This is a genomic window from Myxococcus llanfairpwllgwyngyllgogerychwyrndrobwllllantysiliogogogochensis (genome assembly GCF_006636215.1).
GTDB lineage: Bacteria > Myxococcota > Myxococcia > Myxococcales > Myxococcaceae > Myxococcus > Myxococcus llanfairpwllgwyngyllgogerychwyrndrobwllllantysiliogogogochensis.
Genome location: NZ_VIFM01000115.1, coordinates 15770 through 33357, shown reverse-complemented (window position 1 = coordinate 33357; position 17588 = coordinate 15770). Strand labels below are relative to the sequence as shown.

Here is a 17588-nt window from a genome sequence, read left to right as displayed (position 1 = left end):
TCCCAAGACAAAGTCCGCGGGGGAGCCCACCGGATACTCCCAGGTGGACAGCTTCCAGGCGCCTCGCGGCGCACGGACCGTCGAGCGGGCCTCCGCGCCGGGAAACACCTGGTCCGGGGACAGGCCACTCTCAGAGGCGCGCAACGCGCATCGCACCAACACGAAGGAGGAGTTCCAGTCCGCGCTCCAGAGTGACGCCAACTGGTTCGAGGGCGACGTCCGGAAGGAGCTCAACCACGACTCCCTGGAGATGCGTCACGACACGACGCACGAGAGCGGGGACAACCTCTCCCTCCATGAGTGGCTGAGCATGGGGAAGGAGTCGGGACGTGGGCTCAAGCTCGACATCAAGGAAGGCGAGCACATGGGTGCCGTGCTCGACGAGATTGAGCGCGTGGGTGTTCCCCAGGAGCGACTGATGCTCAACCTGGGCTTCGGCGACGTGAAGACCTGGGGAGATGAGATTCGCACGCGCTTTCCCAATGCCATCCTCGCCATCAATCCGCCGCCCGGCGATGGAACGGTGAGGGCAGCCGATGCCCGGCAGATGGTCGACGAGGCAAGAAGGGCGGGCGGAGGCCCCACCACCTTCGTGGTGCACCATGATGCGCTGAGTGACGAGGCCATCGAGGTCTTCAAGACCGCGGGGACTGTCTCGGTCTGGGGAAACGCCGAGGACCCGACGAAGGTCGCCGCGGAGATGCGGGCCCGAGGTGTCGACGGGATGGTCGACATCGGCTCCAACTACAATTGGGGCTCACTCTCGAGGGCGGACGGCGTGCGCGACGGCCTCGACGCGGGGAAGAACTGGGCCCGGACGCGATGGGACAGGCTCTTCTGAAGAGAAGAGCGGCGACAGTCGCGACCTGGCGAGCCCGGTGCATCTGGAGTCCGGTGCATCTGGGGCTGGTTGGTGGTGGACCGCTTCCGCTTGGAGGTGGCGGCCCGTGCGCGTGGAGGCAAGTCCCAGGGAGAGGACAGTCCACCGCCTCAAGGAACGCCAGTGTTGACCGTTGGCCTTGACGCCCCGCATCCGGTGGGTGCCGCCGTTTCTCCCGCGCCACCTGGAACGAGAACGTGCCCGGGTCGAAGTCCAGCGTCACCGTGCCCGTGGGAAGCTCCTCCACCAGCGCCAGCCCGGTGGAGCGAGGTGCTCACACCTGCTTGCGCGCGACGGACCAGATGAAGCCGTCGTACCAGAAGTGCAGCAGGGACACGACGAGGGTGAGGGACCAGAGGCTCTCCAGGTCGGAGTCCAGCAGCTCGGCCCACACGCCGTAGGTGAGCACCGTGCCCAGGAACAACGCGAGCGCGAGCCCGCGCCACTTCAGCCGCAGCCGCTCACGCAGCCGCTCGCCCTCCATGGCCCACACCAGCGCCAGGTACTGGATGGCGTGGAGCAGGTTCATGATGAAGAACGCTTCGCCCCAGGTGTTGAAGCCCCAGGAGTAGATGGAGCAGGCGCCTGTGGTGACCAACAGGAACACCTTGTGGAAGGAGAGATGGTGGCCCTTCCTCAACAGGTGTACCGAGGCCGCCACGTAGAAGACGAGGAACGTGCCCCCCACGGCCACGACGCCCATCGTCCAGGCGCGGTGGGTGGCCGTCATGCGCGCGGGCACGGAGGCGAGCCACGGCATTCCCACCGCTTCGAAGGACTCGAAGCTGCTGAAATGGTCCAGCATGGTGGCGCCAGCGAGGATGGGGCCGACGTACAGCAGGTGGTTCAGCCAGTAGTCGAGCCGGCGCCCCGCGGCGGGTGGGTTGCCTTGGTTGCGGTCATAGATGCGTGCCAGGCCGAACGTCTGCAGCCCCGAGTGCCACACGTCCCAGAACGTCGCGAGCACGGTGGCGGCGGCGGCCACCACCGCCGAGCCGCGAATGACCGCCCAGGCCAGCACGGGGACGAGGACGAAGCGCAGTGGATGGAGCCGGAAGATGGCGGGGTTGCCATGGCTGCGGAAGAACACCGCCACCAGGTGCGCATGGATGATGCTGCCCACCATCAGCCCGGCCCACGTCTTCTCCTGGCCGAAGAACTGGACGGGAGTGTCGCTGAAGTGCGTGCCTGAGATGGCGATGCCCAACCCGAGCGCCAGCAGCGGCGGCAGCAGGAAGAAGGCCCAGTCGTAGGTGGGCCCTATGATGTACGAAGAGCGCGCCGATACAGGAGCGGCCTCTCGTACAGACTCCACCGGAGGTTGTGTCTCAGGAGGGCGCGGTTGGGCCAGGGCCATGGGCCGCCTCCTTTCGCACCGCGAACTCCACGCGCTCGCTGAGCTCCTCCACGAGCGCCGCGAGGAACAGGCTGGCCCCGACCAGCTCGAGTGCCTCCTCCACGTGGTCGATGAGCGCATACACGAGGTTGTCGTTGCCGTGTTGCTCCGTCCACCACCCCAGCGGCAGCTCCATGAGCAGCGCGCCACCCACGTACAGCACACCCGCCAGGATGAACTGTCCGCGCCGTCGCGGCGCGAGCCGCGCGAGGAAGGGCAGGAAGGCAAGTCCGCCGAGCACCACGAGGATTGCCGCGGGCACCACCCAGGTGAAGAACAGCACTCCACTCAGGGAGAGCAGGCTTCCGAGGTGCTCATGGAGACCCACGCTCTCGTCCAGGGAGATGTACGCGAACGCAAGCGCCAGGGCCCACCAGTGAATCCATCCTTGCTCCCGGGGGCGTCCCGCCACGCGGGCGATGCCCGCGAGCACGAGCGCGCAGCTCAGCAACAATGCCGAGGCGTACCAGGTGGGCAGGTTCCGCTCGTAGCTCAGGGAGAGAAATGCGACGAGGGGCTCCAGCTTCCGCGCGCCGAGCGCGGAGTAGGCGACCTCTACTCCCACTCCGATGGCAGTCAGCAGGCCCGCCAGTGAGAGGAGCCAACGGCGCAGAGAGCGGGGCGAGGGGAGGAGCATCGGAGGCGGAGGGAAAGGTTACTCGGCCGCGTGCATCCTGGAGCGGAGTGTCATGGTGCGGAAATGTTTCGTGTCCGCGGTACTGGGGTTGCTCGTGGAGCACGCGAGCAGGGACTGCAGGTGCGGGCTTCGGATGTGAGTGTGCTCGACCTCTCGGGAAAAGGGTCCGGTATAGAATGCGGCTCCGAGGGAGAACCCCACCATGTCACGGATGAATCTGGCCGGCCTGCTCGCGATGCTCCTGCTCGCTTCCGCCGGTGTGGTCGAGGCGAAGCAGTGGAGGTACGCGGGCATGCACCCCCGCACCGGGCAACCGGCGGATGGGCTGTGCCACATGGAGATGGTGCATGTGCACACCGCCGCCCCGCTGCACGCCGACACGCTCTATCGTACGCGTGAAAACGTCTATGTCTTCATTGGAGACCCGACGCCCTTTGGCTACGAGGGGCCGCGGCATGCCTATTACGGGCACCATCCCGTGGTGCTCAACGTCCTCGTCAACATCTCCGTCGACAGGGACGTGGTGGAGTACTGCTACCACGATGGGCCGCACTATCATTCCTACGAGCCTCCGCCGCGCCACGAGTTCGTGGAGAAGGAGGACGTCAGCTACTACGCGGGCGAGTATCCCCAGGAGTACAAGCAAGGGAGCCCGAGTCTGGTGCGCGTCAATACGGTGTATCGCTCCTGGAGCGCTCCGCGTCCGGTCATCACCGTGGGCCCTCCGCCCGAGTACCGCGGCCCCGTCATCCAGGTGGGCCTGAACATTCCGGTGCCCAGCGTCGAGATTCGGGTGGGAGGGCCGCCTCCGCCGCCTCCGCCACCTGAGTGGGAGGGGCGCGTCGTCCGGGAGGAGCGCGTGCATGTGCATCATGACCACTGCGACCACCACGAGCACAAGAAGCACAAGAAGCACAAGAAACACAAACACAAGAAGTACAAGGGACGGGATTGAGCGTGCCGAGAGTGGCTCTGGCGTTGATGCTGCTGTTGGTGGCGGGGTGCTCCAGCGGGGTGGATGATGTGCTTGATGCGTGGAGGGCGGCGGGAGAGTCGCCTTCGGCGTTCACCGACGTGGGCGAGAAGCTTCCGGGGGGCAAGTGCCGGGCTGGAAAGGTCAGTGGCCTGGACGCCACGGTGTGTGTGTTCGAAAGCACCGAGAAGGCACGGCAGGCCGAGGAGGCCGGCTGGACGCTCGTTGGCAATGCCGCCGGAGCCGCGATGGTCTCCGGCAAGATGGTGCTTGTCATCGCTGACCCGCGAAAGGAGGACCCGAGCGGACGGCGTATCAACGCCCTCGTGAAGGCGTTCCAGGGCGAGACTCGCTGAGAGAGCACCTGGGAGTCGCTGGAGTTGCCCTTGTCGACTCGATGGGGAAGTCAGGCCGGGTGCGTCATCGTCGTGACGCGCGCATCGAGGGCGCGCGCACGGCCGCCAGCGGCAGCAGCCGCGCCTCCAGCTCCGGACTTCGCGCGAGCGCCTCCTCCACCCATTTCGCGACGAGCCCGGCCACGGCGCTCTCGACCTCGGGGGTCTCCAACCTGTCGTGCGTGTGCCGGTGCCAGATGGGCACGGGGACGACGAGCTCCATCACCGCCGTGAGTCCCGTCGCCAGCGCGGACTTGCTGAACGGGAGCTTCACCTGTCGATAGCCGAGGGCCGCCCTCCTGGCGCTCACGGCCTCATGCAGGCCCCGCCTCAGCCCCTCACGGGGAATGTCGCGATGCGAGCACCGCTGGAGGTTGCCCCAACAGGCGGAGCCCTCACCGGGGCGTTCACACCACTGCATCGCGAGTCGGAACAGCGTCGTGCCCGACAAGCCCTCGAAGCTCCAGGGCTCGTGGAGCGGCCCCGAGGACGCCGTGGATTCGCGACACAGGTCCGCGAGCCCCTGCTCGCGGAGGATCCGCTCCTCGCGTCCCGATCGCGCGTCGTGGAACCGCCAGAGGACTCCCGGGACGAGCGCCGCCAGCTCCCGCATCCTCCGAATCACCTCCTCGGAGACCTCGCGCGGGGGCTCCGCGAAGAGGGACGCGTCCGGAGTGAAGACGAGGCGCAAACCCGAGTCGGAAGCGGGCACGTCGAGCACCTCGGGCCGCATGCCTCCCTGGGGAATCCCTTCACGGAAGCGCTGTCCCCAGGCCCGTCCCTGTCCCCACACGCGGACGTCGAGCGACGAGGAGAAGACGCTGACCATCGCGAGGTCGTCGTAGCACGTCGGAAGCACCAGTCCCCGTGCGACACCTTCGGGCCTGGTGCCCCTCGGGTCGTAGCTCGTGAGGGAGAGCCAGCCCTCGACCTCCTCCGGCATGGCCTCCACTCCCGCCGGGCAACTCCAGCCGTCGAAGACGGCCGTGCAGGAGCCGTCCGCCCCCATGCGCAGGGATACCTCGCGTGTCCCTCGCTCCCTGGCGGCCACGGCGCCCGACCGGAGCACCACCTCGGCGAGTGAGTGGAGGGCAAATCCGTCGGCGCCCCCGAGATACAGGCCAGGGCGACGGCGCATGAGCCCGCGCATTTCCTCCCCTGTCTCGAACATGTCCCAACCCTATCAAAAAGGGCCTCCCCGCTCGCGACGCGCCTGACAAGCCGCATCCTCCAGGTGGAGCGGGCGTCTGCCCGTCGGCCTGCCCCTCTCCTGGAGACGACGCCCTTCCGGGCGGGTGCCTCCATCTCACGTCCGAGTGATGCCTTCACGGTGGACCGACGCGAGGAGAACACATGCCCCTGCATGGAAAAGATGAAGTCCGGGACCGCATCAACGATGACGTCTACGCCTCGCCGGACCTGTCCGTCCCGATGCCGAAGTATCGCATCCCCGACGAGGAGCACAGCGCCGAGCATGCCTACGCCGTCGTGCACGACGAGCTGCTGCTGGATGGCAACTCCCGGCAGAACCTGGCCACGTTCTGCCAGACCTGGTCCGAGCCCCAGGTGCACAAGCTGATGGACGAGTGCCTCGACAAGAACATGATTGATAAGGACGAGTACCCGCAGACCGCCGAAATCGAGACGCGCTGCGTGAACATGCTCGCCGACCTGTGGCACGCGCCGCACGCGGCCAACACCATGGGCTGCTCCACCACCGGCTCCAGCGAGGCGGCGATGCTGGGAGGCCTCGCGCTCAAGTGGCGCTGGCGCAAGCGGCGCGAGGCGGCGGGCAAGCCCACCGACAAGCCCAACCTCATCTGCGGGCCGGTGCAGATTTGCTGGCACAAGTTCGCGCGCTACTTCGACGTGGAGCTGCGCCAGGTGCCGCTGGCCGAGGGCCGCATGGTGATGACGCCCGATGAGGTGCTCAAGCTGTGCGACGAGAACACCATCGGCGTCGTGCCCACGCTGGGCATCACCTTCAACCTCATCTATGAGCCGGTGCAGGAGATCGCCGCCGCGCTGGATGGGCTCCAGAAGCGCACCGGGCTGGACATCCCCATCCACGTGGACGCGGCCAGCGGCGGCTTCCTCGCGCCCTTCATCCACCAGGACGTCGTCTGGGATTTCAAGCTGCCGCGCGTGAAGTCCATCAACGCCTCCGGCCACAAGTTCGGCCTCACGCCGCTGGGTTGCGGCTGGGTGGTGTGGCGCGACAAGGAGGACCTCCCCGAGGAGCTCATCTTCCGCGTGGACTACCTGGGCGGCGACATGCCGACCTTCGCGCTGAACTTCTCGCGGCCGGGCGGGCAGATTGTCATCCAGTATTACAACTTCCTCCGGCTGGGGAAGGAGGGCTACCGGCGACTGCAGCAGGCGTGTTCGGACACGGCGAATGTCATCGCGAAGGCCATCGAGCAGATTGGCCTGTTCGACATCGTCTACGACGGCCGGGGCGGCGTGCCCGGTGTGTGCTGGAAGATGAAGGACGGGGTGAATCCGGGCTTCACCCTCTACGACCTGGCGGACCGGCTGCGTGAGCGTGGCTGGCTGGTGCCCGCGTACCCCATGCCCGCCAACCTCCAGGACCTGGTGGTGCAGCGCGTGCTGGTGCGCCACGGCGTCAGCCGGGATCTGGCCACGCTGCTGGTGACGGACCTCCTCGCGTGCATCGAGCACTTCAAGCGCCACCCGGTGAGCGCGCCAATGACTCGGGAAGAGGCGTCCGGCTACCACCACTGAGTGGCTGTTGCTTCACGAGACGGGGGCGTGTCCATGGTGGGCGCGCTCCCGTCTCGTATTTCAGCGCCCGCCCCACGCGACCTCCTTGCTTCGCGAAACTCCGTAAGCGATAACGGAGTTCATGGACTCCCTCAGGAAGCAGGGCACCCTGGCTTTCGGGACGCGCCTGCGGCGCCTCGTGGAGCGGATGGACCGGGACGTGCTCGCCCTCTACCGCGCTGCGGGCGAGCGGTTCGAGCCCCGCTGGTACGCGGTCTTCACGACCTTGAGGGATTCCGGTCCGCTGACGGTGGGCGAGCTGGCCGCGCGGCTCGGGATTACCCATGCGGCGGTCAGCCAGGTGCGCACCGCGCTGGAGCGGGAGGGACTCATCCTCTGCAAGCCGGACCCGGAGGATGGCCGTCGTCAGCGACTGCTGCTCAGTGCGAAGGGGCAGCGGACGGCCACGCGCCTCGCGCCGCTGTGGGCCGCCATCGCCCAGGGGGCGGACGAACTGCTGCGCGAAGGCGCTCCCTCGCTGATGGCGCAACTGGATGGACTGGACCAGGCCCTGGACCGGCGAGGGCTGCGCGCCCGGGCCGGAGAGCGGCTGGGAATCGACACCTCGAATGACACCGGAGACTCAGATGAAGACGTCTAGGCCGTGGCTCGCCGTCCTTGCCTCGCTGCTCCTTCTGGGCGGAGGCGCCCATGCCCAACCGAGGGTGGCGCCTCCCGTGACGCCCGCGCGCGGGCCGCTCACCCCGGCGGAGCTGGCCACCACCCTGGACACCATCGAGTCGGTCATCCAGCGCTCGTATGTCTTCCCGGAGAAGCGCGCGGTCATCCTCGAGCGATTGGCTCGCGGCCGGAAGTCCGGGCGGTATGCGGGCAACACGCCAGGGCAGCTCGCCGAGCACGTCACCGAGGACCTGAAGGCGGCCAGCGGAGACGGGCACCTGTACCTGATTCATGACCCCGCCTGGTTCGCCGCGCAGCAGGCGGGCCCGAAGGTCTCCGCGAGCGACAGCGCCGAGGCGTTCCACCGGAAGCAGGCCCTGCGTCAGCACCACGGCCTGACGGAGCTGAAGGTTCATCCGGGCAACGTGCGCTCGATGAAGGTCACCGGCTTCATGTGGGTCCGCGACGAGACGGGCGGCGTCTATGACGACGCGATGCGGTTCCTGCGCGACGGTGACGCCCTCATCATCGACCTGCGCGGCAACGGCGGTGGCTCGCACGCGGCGGTGCAGTACCTGGTCAGCCACTTCCTGGCGCCGGACACGCTCTTGATGACGTTCCAGAGTGGCACCCAGCCGCCGGTCCAGTCGCGCACGCTGGAGCACGTGCCCGCGGGACGGCTGATGGGCAAGCCGCTATATGTCCTGATTGATGGCCGGGTGGGCTCCGCGGGCGAGGACTTCGCGTACGACGTGCAGCAGTTCAAGCTGGGCACCCTGGTGGGCACGCGGACGGCGGGCGCGGCGAACAACAACGCGATGCTGCCGGTGGCGCCGTGCTTCCAGTTGAGTGTGTCGGAGGGCCGCCCCGTCCACGCCGTCAGCCAGTCCAACTGGGAGGGCACGGGCGTGGCGCCGGACCGGGAGGTGCCCGCCACCGAGGCCCTGGAGGTCGCCCTGTCCATGGCGGTGGAGCGCCTGGCCCAGCGTCCGGGAGCCACGGCGCAGGAGCTGGCCGAGTATGCGTGGGCGCGCGCCGGCCTGGAGGCGAAGCGCCGGCCCGTGTCGCTCTCCTCGGCGCGACTCAAGTCGCTTGCGGGGCGCTATGGAGAAATCGACGTGAGCCTGCGTGACGGGAGCTTGTGGCTCGTGCGGCCGGGCCGTCCGCCTGGCCGGCTGATGCCCATGACGGAGGACGGCCTCTTCGCCGTCGAGGGCACGGACAGCTTGCGCGTGAGGCTGCCGGGCAAGGCCCTGGAGTTGTTCTGGGTGACGGAGCCCGCTCCCCGCGTCTTCTCGCGGGGGTGAGGGCGTCGCGCGCGCCTCAGTGCGGCGCGGCGGCGGCCTCGGTGGCGACGGGCGTGCCGGCGTTGCGCTGGACGCGGGGGAAGAACAGCCCCGCGATGAAGGCGCCCACCGCGAAGAGGCAGATGAGCCAGAAGTTGATGCTCAGCCCGGAGGTCAGCGCGCCGCTCAAGGTCCGCAGCGTCGCCTCGGGAATGGAGGCGTGGCCCCGCTCGGGACCGAGCAGCGCGTTGGCGGCCTCCACGGGAATCGTCGGGTCCGCCAAGAGCCGCGACACCATCACCCCGCCCATCAACCCCACGCCGAGCACTCCGCCGATGGTGCGGAAGAACATGTTGCTGGCGGTGGCCACACCCCGCAGCTCCCAGCCCACGCTCGTCTGCACCGCGATGAGCAGCGCCGTGGACGCGAAGCCCAGGCCGACGCCGAACAGCGCCATCGCCACCTGGAGCGCGAAGAGAGGCGCGTCCTGCTTGAGCAGCAGGGCCATCAGCGTCGTGCCCACCACCGTCAGCCCCAGCCCTCCGACGATGAGCGGCCGGAAGCCCGTGCGCAGCAAGAGCTTCCCCGCGAACAGCGCCGCGAGCGGCCAGCCGACAATCATCGGCGTAATCATCCCGCCCGCCGTCGTGGGCGAGCCGCCCAGCACCGCCTGCACGTACAACGGCACATAGGTGGTCGCTCCGAACATCGCCGCGGAGAAGAGCGCCCCGGCCACGGAGGAGATGGCGATGGCGGGGTGCTTGAAAATCGTCATCGGGATGACGGGCGCCGGGGCCCGGCGCTCCACCTGGACGAAGGCCACCAGCAACACCAGCGCGGCCGGCAGGGCCCACAGGTTCGTTCCCACGCCCTGCACCCCGAAGAGCAGCGCCACCACGCCCGCGCACAACAACCCCGCGCCCGCGTAGTCCAGCTGCTGCGGCTTGTGCTGCACCTGCTCGTGGAAGAAGGCGACGATGAGCGCGAAGGTGAGCATCCCCACTGGCACGTTGATGAAGAAAATCCAGTGCCAGCTCAGGTACTTCACGATGAGCCCGCCCGTGACGGGGCCCACCAGTCCCGCCACGCCCCACACCGCGCTGAACGCGCCCTGCACCCGGGCCCGCTCCTCCATCGTGTACAGGTCACCAATCATGGTGAGCGCCACCGGCTGGATGGCACCCGCGCCCAGGCCCTGAAGCGTCCGGAAGGCGATGAGCATCCCCATGGAGGACGCCAGGCCGCTGGCGATGGAGCCCGCGAGGAACAGCCCGATGCCGAACAGGATGATGGGCTTGCGACCGTACAGGTCCGCCAGCTTCCCGTAGATGGGGACGGTGATGGTGGAGGACAGCATGTACGCGGTGAAGACCCACGCGTAGCTCTGGATGCCACCCAGCTCGCCCACCACCGTGGGCATGGCGGTGGATACGACAGTCACTTCCAGGGCCGCCATGAAGAGACTCAGGGCCAGGGCCACGGTGGTGAGGGGACGGTGGGTCTTTCTCATGGTGTCGGGCGTCGAGGAGGGCGCCCACTTCTAATGGGTGCTCCCCGAGGTCGCCAGCCTCAATCTTTCCGGGCACTTGGAAAGACCGGGAAATTCGAAAACCACGTGTCGATTTGCGGGGTCCTCATTCGTCGCCGCTGAAGAGCGGCGATTGAGCGCTCGGTGCATGGCCCGGGGGGGCCCGACGTATCCATTCCTTTTGAACGCTCGGGAGTTTTCATGAAGAAGACATCAGGTGTCATCTCGACGGTCATCGTCGTGCTGCTGCTGTTCGCCATCGGCCAGCGACCCGGCACGTTCCGCGTCGAGCGGAGCGCGACCATCCACGCGCCCGCCGACGTCGTCTTCGCGCTGGTGAACGACTTCCGGTACTGGGAGCAGTGGTCGCCCTGGTGGAAGCTGGAGCCCACCCAGCAGGTTTCCCTGGCCGGAGCGGCCTCGGGCGTGGGCGCCATCTATGAGTGGCGGGGGGAGCGGACGGGCTCCGGGCGGATGGAAATCATGGAGAGCCGCCCGCCCGCGTACGTGCGAATCCGGCTCGACTTCACCGCGCCGATGCGGGCCACCAACACCACCGAGTACCTGCTCACGCCCACCGCGGACGGCGTGAAGCTGACGTGGGTGATGTCCGGGGAGAACACCTTCGCCGGCAAGGCGCTCCAGCTCTTCGCCAGCATGGACGAGGTGATGGGCCGGGACTTCGAGCGGGGCCTGGCCGACATCAAGAGCGTGGCGGAGGCCTCGCGCGGCTCCTCCGCGCCCTCCGTGGGCGAGGCCGGGTTTCATGGAGACGCCCTGACTCGCGATGCCGCCCTCGACGTCGTCGTCACGCGGGAGCCTCTCTTCCCGCGCGAGTAGGTCCGACGCCGGGAAGGTGCGTCCCTGTGCCGTCCATTCTCAGAGGGTGCGAGTCGACCCCTGGATTCGAGGCAGTGGGCTCGGGTCGGCGGTCAGCAGCCGTGAATAACGTGTTTTTGTTTTCAGGTTGATGCGGTTTCAGGGGCGTCAGCGGCGCCTGAAACATGGCTCAAGCAACCTTGTAGGCGTGTGCTCGATACTGATTCTGGATTTCTCCAGACAACGGCCGAGCCATGCCCACCCGGATTCCCCCACCGAGCCGTCCCGCCACCTCTTCCACGTCCCGTTCCACCGAGGCCGAGGCGAAGTCGTCGCAGCCCGCGTCCAGTCCCAAGGGCGCTGGCGCGCGCGGGCCGGCGGTGAAGGACTTCTTCGACGATGTCCGGCGGACGCGTGGCGCGGAGGCTCGGCGTGCTCCGCCGGACCACGGTCCCACGGGGCGCGAGCTTGTCCGCAAGGACGGCAGCCTGGTCGCGGAGTTGCCCCGGGCCACCGCCGTGCCCATGCCCACCCAGCCCTCCAGTCGTCCGGGCATGGGCGCCATTCCCTACGACGGCGGGAGCACCTTCCGCGTGTGGGCGCCCAACGCCCAGCGCGTGCAGGTGGCCGGTGACTTCAGCAACTGGGAGTCGGTGGAGCTCCAGCGCGAGCCGAGCGGCAACTTCTCCCTGGACGTCCCCGGCGCGAAGGCCGGTGAGCAGTACCAGTACGTCATCCAGGGCAAGCACGGCGACTGGCGTTGGAAGGGAGACCCTCGCGCCAACGACGTGACGAACTCCACGGGCAACTCCGTCATCGTCGACCACAAGTCCTACGAGTGGAAGCACGACTGGGAGTTCAAGATGCCGGCCTGGAACGAGGCGGTCATCTACGAGATGCACGTGGGCACGTTCAACGACTCGCCCGGCTGGGGCCCCGGCAACTGGCAGAGCGCCATCGACAAGCTGGACCACCTGAAGGACCTGGGCATCAACGTCGTGGAGTTGATGCCCTCGGCCGAGTTCGCCGCCGACTTCAGCTGGGGCTACAACCCCGCCTTCCCCAACGCGCCGGAGAGCGCCTACGGCAGCCCCGAGGACCTCAAGCGCTTCGTCGACGAGGCGCACAAGCGCGGCATCGGCGTGGTGATGGACGTCGTCTACAACCACCTGGGGCCCAGTGACTTGCCCCACTGGGACTTCGACGGCGAGACGTACGGCAAGGGCGGCAGCTACTTCTACACGGACTGGCGCGCGAAGACGCCGTGGGGCGACACCCGGCCGGACTACGGTCGCCCCGAGGTGCGCGACTACCTGCGTGACAACGCGATGATGTGGCTGCGCGACTACCACATGGACGGCCTGCGGCTGGATGCCACCAAGGAAATCCGTCAGGCCAGCGGCGCGGACAACCCGCAGGGCTGGCAGCTGCTCCGGGACATCAACGACGCCGTCAACCGCGAGTTCCCGCAGAAAATCATCATCGCCGAGGACCTGGGCAACGAGGGCGGCCTCACGCACCCGGACGGCGCCAACTTCGACAGCCAGTGGGACTCCAACTTCGTGCACCCCGTGCGCACGGCGCTGACGGCCTTCTCCGACGCGGAGCGCGACATGAACGCCGTCGCCCGCGCGATTGGCTTCAAATACAACGGCAACGCCACCCAGCGGGTCATCTACACGGAGAGCCACGACGAGGTGGCCAATGGCAAGCAGCGGCTGCCCAGCGAGGTGGGCGGCTGGGACTCCGGGGGTTATCACGCGAAGAAGCGCTCGCTCATCGGCGCCGCGCTGACGATGACCAGCCCTGGCATTCCCATGCTCTTCCAGGGCCAGGAGTTCCTCGAGGACGGCCACTTCCAGGACGGCGACCCGCTCGACTGGCAGAAGAAGGAGTCCTTCGCCGGCATCAACCAGGCGTACACGGACCTCATCAAGCTCCGGCGCAACTGGAACGACAACACCGCGGGCCTGCGTGGGGAGAACGTCAACGTCCACCACGTGAACAACGACGACAAGGTCATCGCCTTCCACCGCTGGGACAAGGGCGGGCCGGGTGACGACACCATCGTCGTGGTCAACTTCGGCGGCAAGCAGCTCTCCAACTACGAGCTGGGCCTGCCCTCCGACGGCACGTGGAAGGTGCGTTACAACAGCGACTGGCAGGGCTACTCTGGCGACTTCGGCAATGCCCAGAGCTTCGACGTGGGCGGCAAGTGGCATGGCAAGGACGGCCTGCCCGCCAGCGGCTCCCTCAACAACCTGGGCCCGTACAGCGTCGTCATCCTGTCGCGGGACAAGTAGCCCATCACCTCTCGCGAAGCACCTGGACCCTGTCGTAGGACACTGGAGGCGCCCCGCGGTGTCCGTGCGGGGCGCTTCGCGTCTTCCTCCGGACCCTGTCTCTTGAGAGACAAGGGGCAGGAACCCGTGGGCAATGTCGTGCCCGCCGCGCATCCGGCACAACCGTCGGCATGGTGGGAAACACGTTGGTGGTGGTGGCGCGTCCGGAGTGGGTGTCAGGCGGCGGTCCCTGGGGGTCGACCTTCAAGGTGACGTTGCTGAACCTGTCGGACGAGGTGGTGGTCAATCCCGTCATCACCTTCAAGGTGGAGGCGAAGCAGGTCATCCAGAACAACTACGGGCTGGTCTGGACGCGGAGCGGGGAGGTGGTGTCCGGTCGGCTCGTGGCTGAACGCAACGTCATCCCTCCTCGCGCTTCGACGGAGTTCCGGCTGTCGGTGCGAGGGGAGGGACAGGACCTGGGGCCGCTCCCCCGCGACTTCACCGTCAACGGGCGCCCCGCGGACCCTCCTCGAGACAGCGAGCCTCCGACGACGCCCAAGCGGGTGCGCGCCACCCTCGTGGGCTCCGCACTCGTCACCCTGGGTTGGGACGCGTCCACGGACAATGTCGCCGTCGCGGGCTACCGCGTGACGTACTCGAAGGTGGGCGGCGGTGTGGCCCAGACGCTTTCGTCGACGCGGCCGGGTATCACGCTGATGGGCCTGTCGGCGGGGAGCGAGTACCAGGTCTCCGTGGTGGCGCTGGATGTGTCCGACAATGTGTCGGGGTCCTCGGACACGGTGAAGATTCGCACGTCGGCCGCGCCGCCGGACGCGGGGGACTGGGACGTGCCTCGGGCCCCGTTCGTGGACTACACGTCGTGGCCCACGCCGCGCGTGTCCGAGTACGGAAGAGAGGCCGGCCTGGATGGCTTCTTCCTCGGCTTCCTCGTGGCGCGACCGGACGGGGGTGCCAGGGCGGTGTCCTGGGGTGGCAACACCACCCTGGTGGACTCGGAGGATGGCCAGTCGTACTCGGGGGACGCGACGGTCTCCGACTACGGCAAGAGAGACATCGAAGCCTTCCGCCGAAGCGGCGGCACGGTGGTGCTGTCCTTTGGGGGCGCGTCGAACGTGCCCCTCGAGGCCGAGGAGACCGATGTGGCGACGCTTGTCGCGACCTACGCGGCCGTCCTTCGCAACTACGGAGTCCGCCACCTCGACTTCGACTTCGAGGGCGCGTTCCTCCATGACGAGGACGCACAGGTGCGCCACCTCGCGGCCCTCTCCCAACTGCTCGCCGTCTACCCCACACTGAAGCTCTCCTACACGCTGCCCGCGGACGGCGCGCCGGGCTCGCTGGTGGGCTTCAACGACGGTGGGGTGCGCTTCCTCCAGAAGCTGTCCTCCGCGGGCATCGAGCCTTCACTCATCAATGGCCTGCTGATGGAGTTCGGGCAGTCGGCACCGGTTGATGCACTGGAGTGTTGTGTCCACGCGCTCCAGGGCATGCACGCGCATGTCTCCGCGGCCTTCCCTCGGTGGGACGCGGCGAAGGTGTGGCGGCGCCTGGGGGCGTGCCCCATGTTCGGTCGTCATCCCAATGGACGGGAGTTCACCCTGGAGCACCAGCGCGGCCTGGTGGAGTTCGCGCGAGAGCACCAGTTGGGCTGCCTGTCGGGCTGGGATGCCACCCGGGACGCGAACCAGGGACGGCTGCCCGAGTGCGAGCGAGACTCCGGAGGTGACCTGTCCCGGTGCACGCTCACCCCGCAGCAGCCGTTCGACTTCGGCAGATGCATCTCCGCCCATGGCGTGAAGGGCCCCTCGCAAGAAGTCGTCGCGGAGTAACGACTCGCGGAAGTACGACGTGCATCGTTGACAACATACGACTGACGTCGTACTTAGGTGGCATGACGACGGATGCCATTCCCACGGACGTGGAGCTCGCCATCCTGGGCGTGCTGTGGAAGCGCGGTCCCAGCACCGTGCGCGATGTTCACGAGGCGCTCGGGCGGGAGGACGGCAAGAGCGCGGGCTACACCACCACGCTCAAGCAGCTCCAGGTGATGTCCGCCAAGGGGTTGGTGAGCCGTGACGAGAGCTCGCGCAGTCACGTGTACGCCGCGAGCGTCGCGGAGGGCCGCACCAAGCGTCAGCTGGTGAAGGACCTGCTCGACCGCGTCTTCGGGGGCTCCTCGGGTGCGCTCGCCGTGCAGGCGCTGTCGCTCAAGCCCGCATCGAAGGAGGAGCTCGAGGACCTGCGCCGGTTGCTGGACGCGGACAAGAAGGGGGAGAAGTGATGAGCCCCGTCTGGCTGATGGCGGAGTGGGGGCGAGGTGTAGCCCTGTGGCTGGCCCATGGCGTGTGGCAGACGAGCGTCGTGGCCCTGGTCGCGGCCGCCTCGCTGTGGTTGTTGCGGCACCGCTCGGCGCGGGCTCGTTATGCGGTGGGGTGTCTGGCCCTGGCCGCGCTCGTGCTCGCGCCCGTGGTCACGTTGCTGCTGTCGTCGCCGGACTCGGTTCCGGCGCCGCTGGAGGTTGGAGCGAGCGGGCGTGTGACGTCCATCGTCGAGGACTCCCAGGCCCTCGCGGGAGTCTCCCTCCCGAGCCCGACGTTCCAGGCGGCGACGGAGCCCGTGGCCTTCGACATCCCGTGGCCCATCGTGCTGGGCGGTCTCTGGTTCAGCGGGGCGTGTGTGGCGCTCTTGCGCCTCGCCCTGGGCTGGTTGCGGATGACGCGGCGACTGGTTCGCCTTGCGGGGCCGGCCTCCCCGTCGATGCGCCTGACGGTGTCGCACGTCGCGGAGCGGCTGGGCCTGCGCCGTGGGGTGGAGGTGCGGGAGTCCTCTGTCGCGCCCTCTCCGTTGGTGCTGGGGCTGGTGCGGCCGGTGCTCGTGCTTCCGCGCGGCGTGGATGCGCGACTCACCCGGGAACAGTTGGAGGCGGTGGTGGCGCATGAGCTGACGCACGTGCGGCGCCATGACACCGTCGTCAACTTCGTGCAGTGCCTGGTGGAGGCGCTGTTCTTCTTCCATCCGGCGGCGCGCTGGCTGTCCAGTCAGGTGCGACTGGAGCGAGAGCACTGCTGCGACGACGCGGCGGTGGGCTTCTGTGGCGATGTCCGCTTGTATTCCGGCGCTCTGCTGGGGCTCGAGGAGCTGCGGCAGGAGGGCTCGATGCTGGCGCTGGGCGCGGGTGCACGGCCGCTCGCGGCGCGGGTGCGGCGGCTGCTGGGGCAGTCGCCCGTGTTGGAGGTGCCTCGGAAGGCCCGGCTCGTGGGTTTCGTCGGTGGCGTGCTCGCGACGTTGGGGGTCTCCGGCGCGGCCTGGGCGTGGGAGGTGCCGCTGGAGATGTCCCTGCCTCCACGGTCCTCGCAAGGGCTCGCCACGGCGGTGTGCTCCCGCGTGGTCTATCCCAAGGACTTCACCGCCGTGGCCTCCTACCGGAGCGACGGGCGCACCTTGCGCAGCCGCATCTTCGTCTCCCGCTGTGGGCGCATCCGACTGGAGTCCGAGAATGGGTCCTCGGTCCTGGTGCTCCTCTATGACGTCAACACCCATGAGCAGGTGACCCTGGATGTCAGGGCGCGCACCTACGACGTGATTACCGACGATGGGGACCTGGGGCTTCCGCTGCACCTTCCTGGCGGTTGCACGGAGAATCAGGCGGGCTGCGTGCTCCAGGGGGAGGACCTCGTCGAGGGACGCCTCACCCGACGTTGGCACCGGAGCCACGCTCCGCATGACACGTTGACCCAGTGGGTGGATGCCGAGCTGGGCTATGCCATCCGTGAGGAGTCCGACCTGTTCGGCTCGCTCACTCTTTCGGACATCCAAGTGGTCGAACCGGTCGTCACGCGCTTCGTCATCCCGAGCGATTTCCTGGCGGACGCTTCGCCGTAGCGGTCACCGTCGGCGGTCCGCTGCGAGCGGAGAGATGAGCGGGGGCGTCCTGTTCCCCGCACCCGACTTCATCCGAGTACT

The 17588-nt window shown here is 68.0% G+C and carries 15 protein-coding genes; 11 read left to right on the top strand and 4 right to left on the bottom strand.

Annotation, left to right across the window (positions count from 1 at the left end):
- Nucleotides 1–841, top strand: an 841-nt coding sequence (locus FJV41_RS26060; protein ID WP_141645261.1) for an FAM151A/B family protein, incomplete at its 5' end; no start/stop codon positions are given.
- A 313-nt stretch (nucleotides 842–1154) separates the two neighbouring features.
- On the opposite strand, the gene FJV41_RS26055 is transcribed toward FJV41_RS26060, so the two are convergent.
- Both FJV41_RS26055 and FJV41_RS26050 read right to left on the bottom strand, forming a co-directional pair.
- Nucleotides 1155–2237: a hypothetical protein gene (locus FJV41_RS26055; RefSeq protein WP_141645260.1), complete on the bottom strand. Its 1083-nt coding sequence runs from the start codon at nucleotides 2235–2237 to the stop codon at nucleotides 1155–1157.
- A complete protein-coding gene (locus FJV41_RS26050; RefSeq protein ID WP_141645259.1) occupies nucleotides 2209–2913 on the bottom strand; it encodes a DUF8692 domain-containing protein in 705 nt (234 codons plus the stop codon). The genes FJV41_RS26055 and FJV41_RS26050 overlap by 29 nt, the downstream gene beginning before the upstream one ends.
- Nucleotides 2914–3115: 202 nt before the next feature.
- Between FJV41_RS26050 and FJV41_RS26045 the strand changes: the two genes are divergently transcribed.
- Together FJV41_RS26045 and FJV41_RS26040 are read left to right on the top strand one after the other, a co-directional pair.
- Nucleotides 3116–3868, top strand: coding sequence for a hypothetical protein (locus FJV41_RS26045; protein WP_141645258.1), 753 nt, complete (start codon nucleotides 3116–3118; stop codon nucleotides 3866–3868).
- A gap of 2 nt (nucleotides 3869–3870) precedes the next feature.
- Entirely contained in the window at nucleotides 3871–4242 is a 372-nt protein-coding gene (locus FJV41_RS26040) for a hypothetical protein (RefSeq protein ID WP_141645257.1), read from the top strand.
- Between the two features lie 64 nt (nucleotides 4243–4306).
- Here FJV41_RS26040 and FJV41_RS26035 read toward each other — a convergent pair whose 3' ends face one another.
- A complete protein-coding gene (locus tag FJV41_RS26035; protein WP_181790944.1) occupies nucleotides 4307–5419 on the bottom strand; it encodes a DNA topoisomerase subunit B in 1113 nt (370 codons plus the stop codon).
- Between the two features lie 215 nt (nucleotides 5420–5634).
- Between FJV41_RS26035 and gad the strand changes: the two genes are divergently transcribed.
- The 3 genes from gad (at nucleotide 5635) to FJV41_RS26020 (ending at nucleotide 8993) form a co-directional block, all read left to right on the top strand.
- A complete protein-coding gene (gene gad, locus FJV41_RS26030) occupies nucleotides 5635–7026 on the top strand; it encodes a glutamate decarboxylase (RefSeq protein WP_141645255.1) in 1392 nt (463 codons plus the stop codon).
- Between the two features lie 121 nt (nucleotides 7027–7147).
- Complete coding sequence (locus FJV41_RS26025; protein WP_141645254.1) at nucleotides 7148–7666, top strand: MarR family winged helix-turn-helix transcriptional regulator; 519 nt, start codon at nucleotides 7148–7150, stop codon at nucleotides 7664–7666.
- Entirely contained in the window at nucleotides 7653–8993 is a 1341-nt protein-coding gene (locus FJV41_RS26020; RefSeq protein WP_141645253.1) for a S41 family peptidase, read from the top strand. The genes FJV41_RS26025 and FJV41_RS26020 overlap by 14 nt, the downstream gene beginning before the upstream one ends.
- Nucleotides 8994–9009: 16 nt before the next feature.
- Here the strand turns inward: FJV41_RS26020 and FJV41_RS26015 are convergent, their stop codons facing one another.
- A complete protein-coding gene (locus FJV41_RS26015; protein ID WP_141645252.1) occupies nucleotides 9010–10482 on the bottom strand; it encodes an MDR family MFS transporter in 1473 nt (490 codons plus the stop codon).
- 219 nt (nucleotides 10483–10701) lie between these two features.
- Between FJV41_RS26015 and FJV41_RS26010 the strand changes: the two genes are divergently transcribed.
- The 5 genes from FJV41_RS26010 to FJV41_RS25990 all read left to right on the top strand — a co-directional run bounded on the left by FJV41_RS26010 (nucleotide 10702) and on the right by FJV41_RS25990 (nucleotide 17507).
- Nucleotides 10702–11340 carry an SRPBCC family protein gene (locus FJV41_RS26010; protein WP_141645251.1) on the top strand — a complete coding sequence of 213 codons (639 nt, stop codon included), beginning with the start codon at nucleotides 10702–10704 and terminating at the stop codon, nucleotides 11338–11340.
- 233 nt (nucleotides 11341–11573) lie between these two features.
- On the top strand, nucleotides 11574–13622 hold the full coding sequence (locus FJV41_RS26005; protein WP_141645250.1) for an alpha-amylase family glycosyl hydrolase: 2049 nt from the start codon (nucleotides 11574–11576) through the stop codon (nucleotides 13620–13622).
- Nucleotides 13623–13792: 170 nt separating this feature from the next.
- Nucleotides 13793–15454, top strand: coding sequence for a fibronectin type III domain-containing protein (locus FJV41_RS26000; protein WP_141645249.1), 1662 nt, complete (start codon nucleotides 13793–13795; stop codon nucleotides 15452–15454).
- A gap of 62 nt (nucleotides 15455–15516) precedes the next feature.
- Nucleotides 15517–15906, top strand: a complete 390-nt coding sequence (locus FJV41_RS25995) for a BlaI/MecI/CopY family transcriptional regulator (protein ID WP_141645248.1) — start codon at nucleotides 15517–15519, stop codon at nucleotides 15904–15906.
- On the top strand, nucleotides 15906–17507 hold the full coding sequence (locus FJV41_RS25990) for a M56 family metallopeptidase (RefSeq protein ID WP_141645247.1): 1602 nt from the start codon (nucleotides 15906–15908) through the stop codon (nucleotides 17505–17507). Before FJV41_RS25995 ends, FJV41_RS25990 begins: the two co-directional genes overlap by 1 nt.
- Nucleotides 17508–17588 lie beyond the last annotated feature (81 nt).

Excerpts from the sequence above, each read along its gene's own strand:
- FJV41_RS26000 (WP_141645249.1), top strand. The coding sequence starts at position 13,793 with ATGGTGGGAAACACGTTGGTGGTGGTGGCGCGTCCGGAGTGGGTGTCA.
- FJV41_RS26045 (WP_141645258.1), top strand. The coding sequence starts at position 3,116 with ATGTCACGGATGAATCTGGCCGGCCTGCTCGCGATGCTCCTGCTCGCT.
- FJV41_RS26005 (WP_141645250.1), top strand. The coding sequence starts at position 11,574 with ATGCCCACCCGGATTCCCCCACCGAGCCGTCCCGCCACCTCTTCCACG.
- FJV41_RS25995 (WP_141645248.1), top strand. The coding sequence starts at position 15,517 with ATGACGACGGATGCCATTCCCACGGACGTGGAGCTCGCCATCCTGGGC.
- FJV41_RS25990 (WP_141645247.1), top strand. The coding sequence starts at position 15,906 with ATGAGCCCCGTCTGGCTGATGGCGGAGTGGGGGCGAGGTGTAGCCCTG.
- FJV41_RS26055 (WP_141645260.1), bottom strand. The coding sequence starts at position 2,237 with ATGGCCCTGGCCCAACCGCGCCCTCCTGAGACACAACCTCCGGTGGAG.
- FJV41_RS26020 (WP_141645253.1), top strand. The coding sequence starts at position 7,653 with ATGAAGACGTCTAGGCCGTGGCTCGCCGTCCTTGCCTCGCTGCTCCTT.
- FJV41_RS26035 (WP_181790944.1), bottom strand. The coding sequence starts at position 5,419 with ATGCGCCGTCGCCCTGGCCTGTATCTCGGGGGCGCCGACGGATTTGCC.
- FJV41_RS26050 (WP_141645259.1), bottom strand. The coding sequence starts at position 2,913 with ATGCTCCTCCCCTCGCCCCGCTCTCTGCGCCGTTGGCTCCTCTCACTG.
- FJV41_RS26025 (WP_141645254.1), top strand. The coding sequence starts at position 7,148 with ATGGACTCCCTCAGGAAGCAGGGCACCCTGGCTTTCGGGACGCGCCTG.
- gad (WP_141645255.1), top strand. The coding sequence starts at position 5,635 with ATGCCCCTGCATGGAAAAGATGAAGTCCGGGACCGCATCAACGATGAC.
- FJV41_RS26010 (WP_141645251.1), top strand. The coding sequence starts at position 10,702 with ATGAAGAAGACATCAGGTGTCATCTCGACGGTCATCGTCGTGCTGCTG.
- FJV41_RS26015 (WP_141645252.1), bottom strand. The coding sequence starts at position 10,482 with ATGAGAAAGACCCACCGTCCCCTCACCACCGTGGCCCTGGCCCTGAGT.